The 16240-nt window shown below is 63.3% G+C and carries 16 protein-coding genes and 1 pseudogene; 4 read left to right on the forward strand and 13 right to left on the reverse strand.

The features are described 5' to 3' along the window. Positions 1–174: 174 nt before the first annotated feature. From dgoD to VIM98_RS13945, 8 genes are read right to left on the reverse strand one after another with little or no spacing between them, the layout of a single operon-like run. Positions 175–1326, reverse strand: a complete 1152-nt coding sequence (dgoD, locus tag VIM98_RS13910) for a galactonate dehydratase (protein ID WP_331993707.1) — start codon at positions 1324–1326, stop codon at positions 175–177. Then, a complete protein-coding gene (locus VIM98_RS13915) occupies positions 1323–1946 on the reverse strand; it encodes a 2-dehydro-3-deoxy-6-phosphogalactonate aldolase (protein WP_345786297.1) in 624 nt (207 codons plus the stop codon). Before VIM98_RS13915 ends, dgoD begins: the two co-directional genes overlap by 4 nt. After that, positions 1946–2752, reverse strand: coding sequence for an SDR family oxidoreductase (locus tag VIM98_RS13920; RefSeq protein ID WP_331993709.1), 807 nt, complete (start codon positions 2750–2752; stop codon positions 1946–1948). Before VIM98_RS13920 ends, VIM98_RS13915 begins: the two co-directional genes overlap by 1 nt. Positions 2753–2767: 15 nt before the next feature. Further along, entirely contained in the window at positions 2768–3655 is an 888-nt protein-coding gene (locus VIM98_RS13925; protein WP_331993710.1) for an SMP-30/gluconolactonase/LRE family protein, read from the reverse strand. Further along, the gene (gene araH, locus VIM98_RS13930; RefSeq protein WP_331993711.1) at positions 3655–4647 is read right to left on the reverse strand and encodes an L-arabinose ABC transporter permease AraH; all 993 of its coding nucleotides are present in this window, start codon (positions 4645–4647) and stop codon (positions 3655–3657) included. Before araH ends, VIM98_RS13925 begins: the two co-directional genes overlap by 1 nt. A gap of 6 nt (positions 4648–4653) precedes the next feature. Next, positions 4654–6192, reverse strand: coding sequence for an L-arabinose ABC transporter ATP-binding protein AraG (araG, locus tag VIM98_RS13935; protein WP_331993712.1), 1539 nt, complete (start codon positions 6190–6192; stop codon positions 4654–4656). A 7-nt stretch (positions 6193–6199) separates the two neighbouring features. Continuing rightward, positions 6200–7189, reverse strand: coding sequence for an arabinose ABC transporter substrate-binding protein (locus VIM98_RS13940; protein WP_331993713.1), 990 nt, complete (start codon positions 7187–7189; stop codon positions 6200–6202). A 31-nt stretch (positions 7190–7220) separates the two neighbouring features. Further along, a complete protein-coding gene (locus VIM98_RS13945) occupies positions 7221–8240 on the reverse strand; it encodes a 2-dehydro-3-deoxygalactonokinase (RefSeq protein WP_331993714.1) in 1020 nt (339 codons plus the stop codon). 105 nt (positions 8241–8345) lie between these two features. Between VIM98_RS13945 and VIM98_RS13950 the strand changes: the two genes are divergently transcribed. Further along, on the forward strand, positions 8346–9227 hold the full coding sequence (locus tag VIM98_RS13950; RefSeq protein WP_331993715.1) for a LysR substrate-binding domain-containing protein: 882 nt from the start codon (positions 8346–8348) through the stop codon (positions 9225–9227). A 194-nt stretch (positions 9228–9421) separates the two neighbouring features. Next, complete coding sequence (locus VIM98_RS13955; protein WP_331993716.1) at positions 9422–9901, forward strand: hypothetical protein; 480 nt, start codon at positions 9422–9424, stop codon at positions 9899–9901. 7 nt (positions 9902–9908) lie between these two features. On the opposite strand, the gene VIM98_RS13960 is transcribed toward VIM98_RS13955, so the two are convergent. Together VIM98_RS13960 and dnaG are read right to left on the reverse strand one after the other, a co-directional pair. Continuing rightward, positions 9909–10550, reverse strand: a complete 642-nt coding sequence (locus VIM98_RS13960) for a DedA family protein (protein ID WP_331993717.1) — start codon at positions 10548–10550, stop codon at positions 9909–9911. A gap of 95 nt (positions 10551–10645) precedes the next feature. Next, positions 10646–12376 (reverse strand): DNA primase, encoded by a 1731-nt coding sequence (dnaG, locus tag VIM98_RS13965; protein WP_331993718.1) that lies wholly within the window; start codon positions 12374–12376, stop codon positions 10646–10648. A 79-nt stretch (positions 12377–12455) separates the two neighbouring features. Between dnaG and VIM98_RS13970 the strand changes: the two genes are divergently transcribed. Then, positions 12456–14192, forward strand: coding sequence for a S41 family peptidase (locus tag VIM98_RS13970; RefSeq protein WP_331993719.1), 1737 nt, complete (start codon positions 12456–12458; stop codon positions 14190–14192). A gap of 18 nt (positions 14193–14210) precedes the next feature. On the opposite strand, the gene VIM98_RS13975 is transcribed toward VIM98_RS13970, so the two are convergent. The 3 genes from VIM98_RS13975 to rpsU all read right to left on the reverse strand — a co-directional run bounded on the left by VIM98_RS13975 (position 14211) and on the right by rpsU (position 15855). Further along, positions 14211–14381: a DUF1328 domain-containing protein gene (locus tag VIM98_RS13975; RefSeq protein ID WP_331993720.1), complete on the reverse strand. Its 171-nt coding sequence runs from the start codon at positions 14379–14381 to the stop codon at positions 14211–14213. Between the two features lie 630 nt (positions 14382–15011). After that, positions 15012–15458 (reverse strand): GatB/YqeY domain-containing protein, encoded by a 447-nt coding sequence (locus VIM98_RS13980; RefSeq protein WP_331993721.1) that lies wholly within the window; start codon positions 15456–15458, stop codon positions 15012–15014. A 181-nt stretch (positions 15459–15639) separates the two neighbouring features. Further along, positions 15640–15855, reverse strand: coding sequence for a 30S ribosomal protein S21 (gene rpsU, locus VIM98_RS13985; protein ID WP_331993722.1), 216 nt, complete (start codon positions 15853–15855; stop codon positions 15640–15642). Positions 15856–15938: 83 nt separating this feature from the next. Between rpsU and VIM98_RS13990 the strand changes: the two are divergent. Beyond that, positions 15939–16240: pseudogene (locus tag VIM98_RS13990) on the forward strand (tRNA (adenosine(37)-N6)-threonylcarbamoyltransferase complex transferase subunit TsaD); the annotation flags it as partial.

Raw genomic sequence — 16240 nt, forward strand, 5'->3', positions numbered from 1 at the left:
GACACCAAACGAACGGGCCGACCCGGTTGGGAGGCTCTGTGGCATGGCTGGGCTCGCCTGCAAGAACGCATGGAAGGCTATCTGCTCGCTAAGCAGATAGCCACCAAGATGTGATCAAGAGACAGGGCTTTGCCGGGGGAGAGGGTTGGGGTGAGGGGGGCTCTTAGCCCATCCTCACCACTCGGCAATGCTGCCATCCGCATGCCGCCATAGCGGATTGCGCCAATCCTTCGTTGCCTGGCGACTGCGCTCGATCACCAGCGCTTCGTCGATCTCCACGCCCAGGCCGGGCTTGTCGAACGGTTTCATGTGGCCTTGTTCCAGCGTGAACGCTTCCTTGTTCACGACGTAGTCGAGCAGCTCGCCATCCTTGTTGTAGTGAATGCCCATGCTCTGTTCCTGCAGCGCGGCATTCCATGAGATGAAATCCACATGCAGGCACGCGGCCAACGCGATAGGGCCGAGCGGGCAGTGCGGCGCCAGCGCGACGTCATAGGCCTCGGCCATCGCGGCAATCTTCATGCATTCGGTAATGCCGCCGGCGTGCGAAAGATCCGGCTGCAGGATCGAGATGCCGCCGTTTTCCAGTACGCGCTTGAATTCGAAGCGCGAGAACATGCGCTCGCCCGCGGCCAGCGGAATATGCGTGCCTGCGGCCAGACGCGGGTAGTACTCGGATTGTTCGGCCAGCACGGGCTCTTCGATGAAAAGCGGGCGGAACGGTTCAAGCTCTTTGATCAGCACCTTGGCCATCGGCGCGGAGACGCGGCCATGGAAATCGAGGCCGAACTCGATGCTGTTGCCGAACGCTTCTCGGATTTCCGCCACGTTTGCTACTGCGGCATCCACCGTGCGTGCCGAGTCGATAATACCCAGCTCCTCGCAACCGTTGAGCTTGAAGGTATCGAAGCCCAGTTCGAGGCGCTGGCGGATCTGCGCGATGATATCGGCCGGCCGATCGCCGCCGACCCAGCAATAGGTCTTCATGCGATCGCGCACGCGTCCGCCAAGCAGCTCATAGACCGGCGCACCATGCACCTTGCCCTTGATGTCCCACAGCGCCTGATCGATGCCGGCGATGGCGCTCATGAACACCGCGCCGCCACGATAAAAGCCGCCGCGATACATGGCTTGCCAGAGATCGTTGATGCGTGCGGGATCCTGTCCGATCACCAATTCGCTCAGTTCGTGGACCGCCGCTTCGACAGTGCGCGCACGGCCTTCGACGACCGGCTCTCCCCAGCCGACGACACCTTCGTCCGTCTCGACCTTCAGGAACATCCAGCGTGGCGGTACGCGGTAGGTAGTGAGCTTGGTGATCTTCATGCGTGATGTTGGCGATAGGCTTGGATGAAGGCGTCGGCACGCCGGTGTGTTTGTTCGGGCGACTGGCCGGGCTTGTAGAGGTCGCCGCCCAGGCCGGCACCCTGGCAGCCGGCATCGAGAAAGGCTCCCAGATTTTCCGGTGTCACGCCACCCACGGCCAGTAACGGCACCTCGGGAGGCAGGACGGCTCGGATTGCCTTGACATAGGCCGGACCGAACGCGCTGGAAGGGAACAGCTTGAGCGATTGCGCACCGGCCCGCAATGCGGCGAAGGCTTCGCTCGGCGTAGCGAAGCCGATGGCAGTATAGAGTCCACGCTCGCGGCTGCGGCCGATGACCGCCGCATCGGTATTGGGGGTGACGATAAGCCTGCCGCCAAGATCGGCTACCCGATCGGCATCGTCAGCCGTCAGCACGGTGCCTGCACCGATAAGTGCCTGCGCGCCGTATTCTCGGACCGCATCGGCAATACTGCGATGCCAGTCCGGCGAGTTGAGCGGAATCTCGATGGCATCGAATCCGGCATCGATCAGCACGTGCACGTGCGCCAGCGCCTCGTCCGGCCGGATGCCGCGGAGGATCGCCACCAGAGGAATTCGGGTAGGCCAGGTCATCGACATCACTCGTGATAAAGCTGGGAGCGGCCGCCATCGATCAGGATATCGGCAGCGTTGATGAAGCGCGCTTCGTCGCTGGCCAGGAACAGCGCGGTGTAGGCGACTTCTTCCGGTTCGCCGATGCGCTTGGTCGGCAGGATCTGCTCCTGCCGGCGACGCTCGGCAGCGGGATCGGGCGAGGCAGCGAAGCCCGCTTCGGCGATCGCGGTGAGGATCAGGCCCGGCGAAATCGAATTCACCCGGACACCCTGCGCCGCGTACTGGATGCCGAGCGCACGAGTCAGGCCGATCAGGCCGTGCTTGGCGACCGGATAGGGGAAACAGCCAGGAATGATCTTGTGGCCGTGTACCGAGGCGATGTTGACGATCGAACCGCGGCCGAGCTGGAGCATGTGCGGCAGTACGGCCTGCGCGCAGTTCCAGCCACCCTTGAGGTCCACCTCGAAGCAGCGCTGCCATTCGTCGTCGGAGAGCTTCAGCGGATCGTTGAACACGTTGATGCCGGCGTTGTTGATCAGGACGTCCGGCGGACCGAAGTGCTCCACCGTGGCATCCACCATGCGGCGAATGGCGGCCACGTCCGTGACATCGGCCTGGAACAGCATGGCGTTGTCCTCGCCGATCTCCGCGAGGGTCTGGCGCGCCTGAGCGTTGTCTTCGAGTACGTTGATCACCACACGCGCACCATGTTCGGCAAACAGGCGTGCGGTGGCTGCACCGATACCCTGGGCGGCACCCGTGACAATGGCAATCTTGCCGGCCAGGCGCGGCAGTGGGGTAGTGCGTGGATCGGGACGAGTGGCGGTCATGGACTTGTCGCTTTGTCAGAGGGTGGCGCCATAGCGGCCTTCGGGCAGGCCGCGTCCACGCGGCGCGGCCAGCGCGAAGGTCGCACCGTGCAGGGGGTTGGCAAGCGTTTCGGTCGTGTCGAGGCCGACGTGCGCCGAGGTAATGGCGAGTCTGTCGAGCCCAGGTCCCATAAAACTTATGCAACTGGGCTGGCTGACCGGCATATCGATAGTCAGGTCGACGCGGCCGTCGGGCGCATAGCGCACGATGCGTGACGCGCCCCACTCGGCGTTCCATACGAAACCGTCGGCATCGACGGTCGAACCATCGGGTGTGCCGAACTGAGCGGGGACCTCGGCAAACAAGTGGATGCGGTCCACTTCGCCGGTGGCTCCGTCGTAGTCGCAGGCCATGATGCGGCGGGTGGGCGTGTCGCAGAAGTACATCGTCCCGCCGTCCGGGCTGAAGCAGATACTGTTGGTGATCGCTGCCTTGGGCAGATCCAGCGTGCTCAAGCGACCGTCGGCACCGTAGCGATAGAACGAGGCGACAGGTTCGCCGCCACGCTCATTGATCGTGCCGAACACGAAGTTACCGTGGCGATCGCAGCGGCCATCGTTGGCGCGCGTGCCCGCCAGGTCTGGCTCGATATCCGCCAGCGGCGTCACTGTACCGTCGCGCAGATCCAGGCGCGCCAGTTGCTTCTCCAGTGCCAGCAGCAGGATCTCGGGCTCGGGTGTCGCCGCGAAGCAGCCCAGGCGCGAGGGGAGGTCCCAATGTCGCACGGTGCCGTCGGCCGGATCGTACTGCCACAGCCTGGAGGCCAGGATATCGGTCCAGCGCAGCACGTTGGCGCGCTCGTCCCAAGCCACACCTTCGCCGAGCGCGTGGCGCGTAGCGGTCAATGGCTCGATCTTCGGCATCAACGGGCCACCCGGCGGTTCTTCAGCTGATCGACCAGCACCGCGGCCAGCAGGATCGCGCCGCGCACCACGTACTGGTAGAACGTATCGATGTTCAACAGGTTCATCGCGTTCTGCACCGTGCCCATGATCAGCACGCCGACCAGCACGCCGCTGATCGTGGCGCGCCCGCCGGCCAGCGAGACACCGCCGAGCACGCAGGCGGAGATCACATCCAGTTCGAAACCTTCGCCCGCATTGGGCTGGCCGCTGGTGATGCGCGATGCGAGGATCACGCCGGCAAATGCGGCGATGGCGCCCTGGATCAGGAAGATCACGATCCGTGTACGATCTACCGCCACCCCGGCCAGGCGCACGGCCTCCGGATTGCCACCGATGGCCAGGGTGTTGCGGCCGTAAGCGGTCTTGTTGAGCATCACGCCGAAGACGACGAAGCAGGCCGCGGTGATCCACACCGGGATCGGCAGGCCGAACAGCATCTCGGTGCCGAGCACGTAGAACGCTTCGTTGGCGACACCGATCGCCTGTCCCTTGGAGGCGAGGAAGGCCAGTCCGCGCACGATCTCCATCATCGCCAGCGTGGTGATCAGCGCGTTGATCTTCAGCTTGGCGATGATCGCGCCGTTGATGAAACCGATCACCGCGCCGGCGGCCAGACTCACGACCATGCCAAGCAATACGCTGCCAGTGGCGTTGGCGACCATGGCGCAAAGCACGCCGGCAAAGGCGACCGTCGAGCCCACGGAAAGATCGAAGTCGCGCGAAGCCAGGCAGAACATCATCGTGCAGGCGACCATGCCGATCTGCGAGACCGACAAGGCAACGCTGACGATGTTGTCCCAGGAGAAGAAATACTGCACCGTGCCGCTGAGTACCGCGAACAGCGCGATGAAGATCAGGACGAGGCTGTAATCGTCAATGGCCGAACGCAGCCACGATGTGGCTTGTACCGGGCGCTCGGAAGAGGAAAGCGTGGGAGAAGTCTGTGACATGGGCAATCAGTTCCTGCGCAGATTCGCCGTGGCGGCGCCTTCGGGCAACGCACAGGCAAGGACGTTTTCTTCGTTGGCTTGCTCGCGGGCGAACTGGCCGGCAATGCGGCCGTTGCACATCGCTATGACGCGGTCGCAGATGCCAAGCACTTCGGGCAGCTCGCTAGACACCACTACGATCGCCACGCCGCGCTCGGCCAAGGCATAGAGCACGTTGTAGATTTCGTTCTTGGCGCCGACGTCGATGCCGCGGGTGGGTTCGTCGATAATCAGCACACGCAAATCGCCCTCGGCAAGCCAGCGCGCGAGGATCGCCTTCTGCTGATTGCCGCCGGAAAGCAGCCGGATCTCCTGCCGGCGACTGGGGGTGCGGATCGACAAACGCTTGATGAAGTCGTCGGCCGTCTGTGCTTCTTTGGCGTCGTCGACGAACAGCCCCGCGCGCAGGTGATTGCGGCGAGCGCTGATGTTGATGTTCTCGGCCACCGATCGCACGCCGACGATACCGTCTTCTTTGCGATCTTCCGGGCAAAACATCAGTCCTGCGCGGATCGAAGCACGGATATCGGTAGCCGGCAGGGGCTTGCCATCGACCTCGACGATGCCGCTGGCGCGACGGTCCGCGCCATAGACGACGCGCATGGTTTCACTGCGGCCTGCACCGACCAGGCCAAAGAAGCCGACGATCTCGCCTGCGCGCACCTCGAAATCCACGGGAGCCGGTACTTTGTAGCCGGTCACGCCGCGCACCGCCAGGCGAATAGCGCCGAGCTCGCGCGGCCGATAGCCGAAGATATCGTCGAGCTGACGTCCAACCATGCGCTGCACGAGCGTCTCGCGCGTGACACCTTGCAAGGTATCGAAGTCGGCAATCTTGCGGCCGTCGCGGAACACGGTGGCCGCGTCGCACAGCTCGAAGATCTCGTCCAGGCGATGGGAGATATAGATCATCGCCTTGCCCTGCGCGCGCAGGGCGCGTACCAGGCGGAACAGCACTTCGGTTTCGCGATGGGACAGCGAGCTGGTCGGTTCGTCCAGCGCGAGTATTTTCGCGTCACGCAGGATCGCCTTGCAGATCTCCACCATCTGGCGCTGGCCGATGGAAATGTTACGCATCTTCGCGCGCGGATCGAGATCGACGCCGAGCGCATCGAGCTTCTCGCGTGTCCATGCGAGCGCCTGCCGGCGCTGCACGAAACCCAGGCGTGTGGGTAGACGCCCGAGCAGCAGGTTCTCCATCACCGACAAATCGGGGACGTATTGCAGCTCCTGGTGGATGATCGCCACGCCCGCTTCGATCGCATCGGCGGCAGAGCGGAACTGGCGAGGTTCGCCGCCGATCACCAGGCGACCCTCGTCCGGTACGTATTCGCCGCCCAGGATCTTCATCGTGGTCGACTTGCCCGCACCGTTCTCGCCGAGCAAGCCATGCACGCTGCCGGCGTGCACGGCGAAGCTGACGTCAGTGAGGGCGCGGACGCCGGGGAACGACTTGCCGATCGATTCGAATTGCAGATACGGCGTGGCTTGCTGCTCGGCGCTCATCCTTGCCTCACAGTCCCATGGTCTTGCGTATGTCGCCGGCATTGTCGCGTGTGATCAGGCGACCGTCGGTCAGCGTGATCATCGGCGGCTCCTTGCCGTTCTTGATCCAGTCGTACATCTGCAGCGAGGTGTCGTAGCCGTGCCGCTTGGGGCTGATCAGGATCGAACCGAAGAACCCGGTCGGCTGTGGCTTGGCAAATTCGTTGAGGGCCGAATTGCTCCCGCCGATACCGACCCCGACCATGTTGGCCGCATTGATACCACGGCCCTCGGCTGCACGAACCGCACCGAGCACCGCCTCGTCGTTCATGCCGAAGGCCACCCAGTGCTTGAACTGCGGGTGCTGGGTGATCGCGATGCTGGCTGCATTGAAGGCATTCTCGGTATCGGACTTGGCCTGCGGCGCGTTGAAGATATTGGCCTTGGGCAGGCCACCGGCGATCAGCGCTTCGACCGCGCCGTCGGTACGGTCGCGCGCGGTGGGCAACTGGTCGAACGACACGCGCAATGCGCCGACTTCCGCCGGGTTCCAGCCGCGCGCTTTAATCTGCTCAGCCAGTGCCTGACCGACCTGCTTGCCGATATTGATTGCCGAGATGCCGGTATAGGGCACGCCTTCGATCGGCTTGCCGCTGCCGTCGACGAGGCGGTCGTCCACGGTCATCAGCTTGAGCCGATTGATGCGCGCCTTGGCAACGATCGACGGCCCGAGCTTCACGTCCGGGGCGCAGATGATGAAGCCCTGTGCGTGCTGCACTTTGAGGTTGTCGATGGCGTTGAGCACCTTGTCGCCGTTCTCCGCGCCGATCTTCACCAGCACGAAGCCCTTTTCCTTGGCCGCCTGTTCGGCGAAGCGCCATTCGTCGCGGAACCAGGGTTCTTCCGGCTGCTTGACTACGAAGCCGATCTTGACCGGGTCGTCCGCGAACGCGGGCGCGCTGGCCAGTGCGAGCGCAACGGCGGCGGCGCGGAAGATCTGGGTGAGTGTGCGATTCATCGTTCCCTCCTCAATGAAAACTCGGGTGGCCTCAGGCGCGCATGCGCTCGCCGGTGCCAAGCAAACCGCGTTCGCGCGCCACCGCGATAGCGCCACGGCCGGCAAGATCCGATTGCTGCTCGTCGTCCAGCATCGTGACCTGGCCGGAAAAGAAATCGTCGCCCTGTACCAGCAGGCCGATCGCCTCACGCAGAATCGGCTTGCCGCTGATGATGAAGCGCACGCCGGGCATGACTTCGATCGCGCTGGAATTCTTCAGCGTAAGCAGATCCGAGCCGAGTACTGCGCCGAGCAGGAAATTGGCGCGCGCGTTGGCGTCGTAGACGGTGAATTGATCGAGGATGCGCACACTGAAGCAGGCGCGTCCCAGGCCGATCTGTTTAGCCGAACGCGCTCCGGCCAGCAGCATTTCGGCATCGATGCGCTTGGCGAAGCCGCCGTCGAGCGAGCTGGCAAGAATCGTGTCGTGAGAGATTACATGCAGCAATTCGCCGGCCAGTGTAGTGACACAGCCGGTGATCTGCTGCTTGTCGTCGAGGCTGACGAATTTCGAATGCGAACCCGGCAGCACGATGACCGCCGGTTCTTTCAATTGCAGGCCTTCGATCAGGGCGAAGGTCTCGGTCTCTTCGCCGCGCATCATGTCCATCGCTTCGCTGTTATGCAGGCCGATATGATCGACCGCGTTGCGCACGCCGGGCACGAACCAGATCGGCCGCGACCAGACTTGCTCGATCGTCGCCGAGCGCATCGCACCGGCTAGCGCGGTCAGGCCGACCGGCGCCGTCACATGCGGGATCTCACACAGCCCCATGTTCGAGGTGATCATGCCCGAGGCGAGTACATGGTCCACGTCGTCGGCACCCAGCTCGCCCAGTTGCAGCGTTTCCTCCAGCGTCTCCCGCACGGCTGCCTCGAGCCGGGCGCGATTGCCGGTAATGGCGGTATCGCGGACGCCGACCTGGCGGGCGGCATGGGCGACGGCGACACCATCGCGCCATAAACAGACGCGGGTATTGGTCGTGCCGGTATCGATCGTAAGGATGTTCATGCGCGATGGGGCGATGGATTCCACTCGATTGTTGGCGGCAGCGCGCGACCCAGGCAAACTAGAAATTCACCAGGGTTCCCCTAAGTTTTTCTAAATGAGCTCGCAATGAAGCGCTCGCTACCCCTCAATGCGCTCCGCGTCTTCCAGGTTGCGGCGCAACATTTGAGCTTTACCAAAGCCTCCGAGGAGCTATCGCTCACTGCGGCGGCGGTGAGCCAGCAAGTGAAATTGCTGGAGCAGTACCTTGGCGTGACGCTGTTTGTGCGAAGCAATAACAAGCTCAGCCTGACGCCGGCCGGCGAGCGTTATTTCCCGCGTGTGCGAGAAGCTTTTCGTGCGTTGCAGCATGCGACCGATCAGCTGCTCGATCAGAAACTGTCTCTGCGCGTGGCGGTGCCAGCCACGTTCGGCACCAAATGGCTGGTGCCGAGACTGTTCCGTTTTTTCGACAGGCACCCGGATATCGATGTGGCGGTGCTGACCGAGGCGCAGATCGATGCCGGCGCCTGGGATGTCGCGATCGACGACCGCCATGGCGACGAACCCGGCCAGGACCTGCTAGTCGGTACCGATTACACCCCTGTCTGCAGCCCGGCGGTCGCTGCCGCTTTGAGCGATCCGGTGGATTTGAACGGCCAGACGCTGCTGCATGAGCGCTACACGCGGCGCGGTGCGCCGGATTGGAGCGCATGGATGGCGCTGGCGGGCGTGAGGCTGGCCGGCAGTACCCGCGAAATGGGCCTGGGCGACGGCACCATGATGTTGCAGGCGGCAATCGAAGGGCAGGGCGTGGCCTTGGCGCAGCGTCTGCTCGTAGCCTACGACGTTGCGGCCGGCCGTCTGGTCGAGCCGTTCGCGCTGGCGACGCCGTGGCGCCATGCCTATTACCTGAGCATTGCCGCCGAGGCACGCGGCAAGCCTCAGACGCTGGCTTTCTGCGACTGGTTGCGGGGAGAGCTGGGAGCTGACATCAAAGGCGAGGCGTGAGGAAGTGAGCGTGCTGCCGCGGTAGTTATTCTCTTTTTGTATTTTGGTGATCCGGTTTCGTCATTATTTGTTCTTCTCCCTTGCACTTGCGCCAGGCGATTACTGGCTCACTACTGAGGCTCCTGCTTACATACCCACGGCAAGCAGCCGTCGCATGCTGGTCTCTCCATCAATGAACACGATGAGGGGAGCTCATGCGTTTGTCGTTTTATAGCGGCTTGCTTTTCGTACTGGCGATGCCTTGGGCCGAGATTGCGCTGGCTCAGGATCGCTATGTGGATATCGTCGATTATCCGCGTCTCGGTGAAGGCTGGGGCCGCTACAATGCCTTGCACGCACGGCTCGTCCGCGAGTTCGACGATGTCTGTGGCGATACGTTCTGCGAAGGCCAATACAGCAATCTTCAGTCGTTGCGTTTTCGCTGCTCGGTCGAGCGGGCAACGGGCTACCTGGGGCAGTGCGTGTGGAATTTCGCCGGCAGCGAAGAGCGGATCGATCCGGTCAGCGGCCACATCCAGGTCGATGCGCGCGCCATCTCGTGCCGGGCTCCGTTGCTGCCGGCAACGCCGGTGGAAAGCTTCTATACGAAGCTCGAAGAGGCCCGCCATGCCATCTGGGAGCCCTTGCCCGGGACGTCGGAGAGCATTTACGACGGCTTGGTCGGCTGCCTCTAGCCGATGGTCAGGCTTGCTCGCTGGTGGCGGTATCGGCAGCGCGGGCCACGCGACGCCTATGCCGCCACCACAGTACCAGCACGATCAGAACCAGAATGCCGCCCAGCACCCACAGGCTGCTTTGCCCGCGACGGATCCACATCACCAGCCATTCGTGGTTATCCGCGCCGAAATAGCCGAGATAAACCCAGATGGGCACGCTGATCAAGGCGGCAAAACCATCCAGCAGCAGGAATCGCATGAACGACACGCGATGGGTGGTGCCGGCGGTGATATAGACCGCTGTGCGCATGCCCGGCAGGAAACGTGCGATGAACATCAGGCGATTGCCGTACCGCTCGAACTTTTCCTGCACTTTCGCGTAGCGTTCCGGCGTCAGCAGTCGAGCGACGACGCGCCACTTGAGAATCCGTGCGCCGTAATGATGGCCGAGCAGGAACATGCCCGCATCGCCGACCAATACGCCGACCATCGCGACAGCGAACATGATGTGCACGTTCGCGTAGCCCAGGCCGGCGATGACGCCGCCGGCGACCAGAGTGATGTCTTCGGGCAAGGGGGCGCCGGCGCCGCAGAGCAGCAGGGCGATAAAAACGGCCGCATAGCCGTTCTCGGCGAACAATGTCACCAGTCGCTCAAGTAGATCCATCTACGTACAAACCTTCATGCGTTTGCGTCATTTGGCCGAGGACGATCAGGAAAGTTCACATCATCCCACAGATTCGTTGCAGGACGGCCGTGCCGTCAGTCTTCGGCCTGGCTGAGCCTGACACGCACACCGATCAATTCCCGCAGTTCGGCCTTCTCGGCGCTATCGAGCGGCCCCTGGCGGCTTTTGGCGGTCAATTCGTCACGTCGCTGCACAATGGCTTGCTGCTCCATGTGCAGAAGCGCATCGAAGAACTCCCGGCGCTGGGCTTCCGCCTCGCCGACTACGGTAGCGGCCATCAGCTTTTGCAGCGCGGCGTACTCCTCGCGCTCGGCGTAGTGCTCGATCAGCATGGCGGGATTGATGCCTGGGCGGGCCCGGGCGGTATCGATCAGGTCAGCCAGCAGGGCCACCCCGGGCTTGTTCAGGCGCAGGAAGCGATAGGGGCGCTCCACCTCGTCGGCGACACCCGGCTGGGCCAACAGCAGCGAAATAGCACTACGAACCAGGCTTCGCTGCACGGACACCGGCCGCTGCGGCCGCCGTACGGTCGGCTCGGCTTCGAAGACGGCACGCGCTCCGCTGCGCTTCTCCAGCTCCTGCGCCATCAGGTCGCGGAAGGCGCCGTCGGGCAGGCGGGCGATCAGCGGGCGAGCACGTTCGGCCAGCCGGGCGCGGCCGTCCAGGCTGGCTGTATCGACATCGTGGGCCAGTTCGCTGAAGAAATACTCCGATAGCGGTGTGGCTTGCTTGAGTCGACGTTCGAAGCCGTCCTTGCCCTCCTTGCGGATCAGCGTATCCGGGTCCTCACCGTCGGGCAGGAACAGGAAATAGGCCTGGCGCCCGTCGCGCAGGCGCGGCAAGGCCGATTCCAGCGCCTTCCAGGCCGCGGCACGGCCGGCACGGTCGCCGTCGAAGCAGAACACCACATCGGGCGCGGCACGGAACAATACCTCGGTGTGCTCGGGCGTGGTGGCCGTGCCCAGGGTCGCCACCGCGATGGGCAGGCCGGCCTGGTGCATGGCGATGACATCCATATAGCCTTCGACCACCACGATGCGCTGCAGGCTGCTGTTGGCCTGTTTGACCTGCCACAGCGCGAACAGCTCGCGGCCCTTGTGGAACAGCGGCGTCTCGGGCGAGTTGAGGTATTTTGGACCTTGCTCCGATTGCAGTACCCGCCCGCCGAAGGCGATCACACGGCCACGCCGGTCGAGGATAGGAAACATCAACCGTTCGCGGAAACGGTCGTATTTGCTGCCACGCTCGTTGCTGGCGACCATGCCGGCTTCGTTGAGCAACTGCATGCGCCGATCGTTGCCGCCGAGCGCCTTCATGATGCCGTCGTAGCCGGCCGGCGCCCAGCCGATGCGAAAGCGCTCGACGATCTGCGCATCCAGGCCGCGCTTCTTGCAATAAGCCTTGGCCTCGGCGCTCTTGGGCAATTCGGCCTGATACCAGCGCGCGGCACTGTCCAGCAGCGTATAGAGGTCGGTCTTGTCCTCGCGCGGGGCATCGTTGCCGCCTTCGCGCGGCACCTTCAGGCCGACCGCCTGGGCCAGTTCCTCGATCGCGTCGGGGAACTCCAGGCGCTCGTAATCCATCAGAAACTTGATCGCCGTGCCGTGTGCGCCGCAGCCGAAGCAATGGAAGAACTGTTTGGCCGGGCTGACGTAGAACGAAGGCGAGCGTTCGTTGTGGAACGGGCAGCAGGCTGTCCACTCGCGGCCTGCTTTTTTCAACGGCACGCGTCGCTCGATCACGTCGACGATGTCGACGCGGGCGAGTAGTTCGTCGATGAAGCTATCGGGGATGCGGCCGCGCATAGGACATCAGTTTAGTCGATGGGCCGCTCTCCCGGTTCGATTGCCAGGGTAAGCTCGATAAACAATGAGGGAGGCAAACATGGGACGAGTCATTCTGGCCGCGGTACTTGCCGGGTTAGTGGGGGCTGGCGCCGTCAGCGCGTCGTGGGCTCAGGACAGTGCCGCAGAACAAGCGCAAAGGCGCCTGTCCACCGCTATTCAGCAGGCCGACACCCTGCGTAAGGACGGCAGGGATTCACCCGAGGCAAGGCAGCAAGCCAAGGCTGTGCTGTTGAAAGTGGTGGACGAGGCTTCAGCTTCCGCAACACGGGACCTTGCGGAAGGAAGCATGTCGTTGCGCTATATGGCCTATGCCGCACGCGACCGGCTCTTCCCGATCTATGTGGCCGAAGGCGACAAGGCCAGGGCGCTCGACGCCATGCTGGCGAATTTCGCGCAGGATGCGGAGTTGGACTTGAAGATCTACCACAGCGACCCGGCCCAGGCCTTGCTCAAGGACGAGCCGCGCTACCGGTCCATGATCGCGGTTACCGAATCGCTGGATCGGCTCTGGCACGCCAGGGCCATCGCCGTACCGTACAAGCCCGAACTTAGCGAAGCCGAGCGCATCGCCGGCTTGTCGTTGTTCTGGTCGGAAGCCAAGTACAACTTCGCGCACTTCAACAGCGTGCCGGACCTGGACTGGGACAAAGCCTATCTGGATTTCTTGCCGCAAGTTATCGCAGCCAAGGATACGCAAGCTTATTACGATGTCATGATGCGCTTCGCGCCGCTGCTGCGCGATGGGCATACGAATATCTATCCGCCACAGGAACTGCAAGGGCATTACTACGCGCGCCCGCCCTTGCAGACCGACTTGATCGGCGGCAGGGTACTGGTGACCTTCGTCGGCAGCGACATGTTGACGAAGCAGGGTATTCGCGTCGGCGATGAAATCACCGCCATCGATGGCGTCGAAGTCAAACGCTATGCGCACGAGCATGTGGAGCCGCACGAGAGCAGTTCCACGCCGCAAGACATGGATGTGCGCAAATATACCTATGGCTTGCTCAGCGGCGACAAAGATACGCCAGTGGCGTTGAGTCTCGACGACGGTCATGGCCACAAGCGCACGGTCACCATTGCGCGTAACAATTATCCCGACCGCCATGGGCCGCCCGAATTCGAGTTCAAGATGCTACCGGGCAATGTCGCTTACCTGGCTATCGATCATTTCGAAAGCGAAGCCTCGGTCAAGGCGCTGGAAAATCATTTGCCGCAAATCATGCAGGCCAAAGGGTTGATCCTCGATGTTCGCCGCAATGGCGGTGGCTCGGATAGTTATGGCTTTGGCATTCTCAGTCATCTGACCGACGCGCCCATTCCTTCAGCGCAGCAGCGACGATTGTCGGTGGATCCGCTGTCGCGCGCCAATGGCAATCTGAGCCTGGAATGGCTGCAAGTCGACGGTAGTCGCGCTACTTATCCGCACCAGACGGCACCGATCTATCGCGGTCCGGTAGCTGTGTTGATCGGGCCGCAGACCTTTTCCGCCGCCGAAGACTTCGTCATGTCGTTCGATACGCTCAAGCGCGGCATTCTCGTCGGTCGCCCGACTGGTGGCAGCACCGGCATGCCGATGTCGTTCCGCTTGCCTGGTGGCGGGTCGGCGCGCATCTGCGTCAAATGGGACAGCTACCCGGATGGTCGCGAATTTGTCGGTACCGGCATCGCGCCCCAGATCGCGGTAGCGCCAACCGTGGCGGACGTGCGTGCCGGACGCGATATCGCAGTGGAACGCGCCAGGCGTGCCTTGCTCGGCGAGGCCGGCCGCTGATGCAGCCGGCCCTGTCGTCTACGCAAGGTGCACTATGCCGACCAGGCCCAGCAGAATCACCAGGAAGATGATCACGAAGATCACGAACAGGACCTTGGCGATCGTGCCTGTCACACCGGATAAAGTGCCGAAACCGAGCCAGCCGGAAATCAGCGAAATGATGGCGAAAATAATGGCCCACTTGAGCATGGGGTTCTCCCTCGATGATGTCGCGGACTCACTTGTAGGGTCTGCCGCGTGAAGGAGCTGCATCACTGATGTGCACGCACTGCGTGGCGATTTAAGTGCGAGACGAGGGGATTGCGATGGTGTGAAGAGGGAGCTTGCGTGGAAGAGCCCCCCTCACCCCAGCCCTCTCCCCCGGCAAAGCCAGGGGAGAGGGAGCCTGACCGAGGCAAGCTTCAACACTTCGCATTTGCGCAACTAGCTCCCTCTCCCTGGCTTTACCGGGGAAGGGCAACTGTCTTGCAGGGGGAGCTCTTGCGGGAGGCTGCAGGCTCTTTGTCAGCCTTGAAAAACTGAGGCACTCCCCTGTACACAAGGGAGGGAGCAAGTTACGCAAGTGCGAAACACCGAGATTCGCCGCAGTCGGCTCCCTCTCTTGGCTTTGCCGGGGGAGGGCAGCTGTCTTGCAGGGGGCTCTTGCGGGAGGCTACAGGCTCTTTGTCAGCCTTGAAAAATTGGGGCACTCCCCTGTAAACCAGGGAGGGAGCAAGTTACGCAAGTGCGAAACACCGAGATTCGTCGCAGCCGGCTCCCTCTCCCCTGGCTTGCCGGGGGAGAGGGTCGGGGTGAGGGGGCGTACCTACGAAGCGAATCTCACCCAGCCAATTTCGCCTTAATCCGCCCGGAAACCGCCGCCATATCCGCACGCCCGGCCGCCTTCTCCTTGACCTGGGCGACCACCTTGCCCATGTCCTTGGCCGAACTGGCGCCGGTGGCTGTAATGGCCGCATCGATCAATGCGTCGACTTCCGCATCGCTCAGCTTGGCCGGCAGATAGGTTTCGATCACCGCCATTTCGGCGCGCTCGACGTCGGCCAAGTCGGTGCGGCCGGCGGCATCGTACTGGTTTACCGAATCGCGCCGCTGCTTGAGCATTTTTTCAAGCACGCCGAGAACCTGGGTATCGTCCAGCTCGATGCGTTCGTCGACTTCACGCTGCTTGACCGCGGCGTTGATCAGGCGGATCACGCCGAGCTTGTGCTTGTCGCCGCCACGCATGGCGGCCTTCATGTCGTCATTGAGCTGCTGCTTGAGGGACATGCTTATGCTCCGGTGTGGATAAGTGAACGCAGAAAGCCGGCGTTGCGCGAGGCAACGCCGGCTGGTGCAAGGGCTTCAAGGGCAGCGGCTGCGGATGAACGCGCCGGCTGCCAAGCTACCTCTGGGGGCGCTGCAGAGCGCCAGGACCGGCATCGCGGAAGGATGCCTGGCCAGGTGACGCTCAGTACAGGCGCGTACGACGCGAGGTATCGCGCGACAGGCGGCGCAGATGACGCTTCACCGCGGCGGCACGCTTGCGCTTGCGCTCCTGGGTCGGCTTCTCGTAGAACTCGCGCTTGCGGGTCTCGGCGAGCACGCCCGCCTTCTCGCAGGTGCGCTTGAAGCGGCGCAGGGCAAACTCGAAAGGCTCGTTCTCGCGGACTTTGACGCTCGGCATACGGGTTCTCTGGGATGGGTTTCCGGCCCGGGCTACGGGCGAGCCGCGTATGATAGCGGGTGCCCCATGGAGCGCGCAACCGCTTGAAAGTCCTCGGCATCGAAACCTCCTGCGACGAGACCGGCGTGGCCGTCTTCGACTTGAAGGCGGCCGGCGACGGCGCGCGCCCGGGCGCCGAGGGCCTGCTCGCCCACGCGGTCTACAGCCAGGTCGCCCTCCACGCCGAGTACGGCGGGGTCGTGCCCGAACTGGCCAGCCGCGACCACGTGCGCAAGCTGCTGCCGCTGGTCCGCCAGACCCTGGCCGAGGCCGGGCTGAACACCGCCGACCTGGACGGCGTGGCCTACACCGCCGGGCCGGGGCTGGTCGGGGCCCTGCTGGTGGG

Source organism: Dyella sp., from assembly GCF_036568765.1.
Taxonomy (GTDB): domain Bacteria; phylum Pseudomonadota; class Gammaproteobacteria; order Xanthomonadales; family Rhodanobacteraceae; genus GSA-30.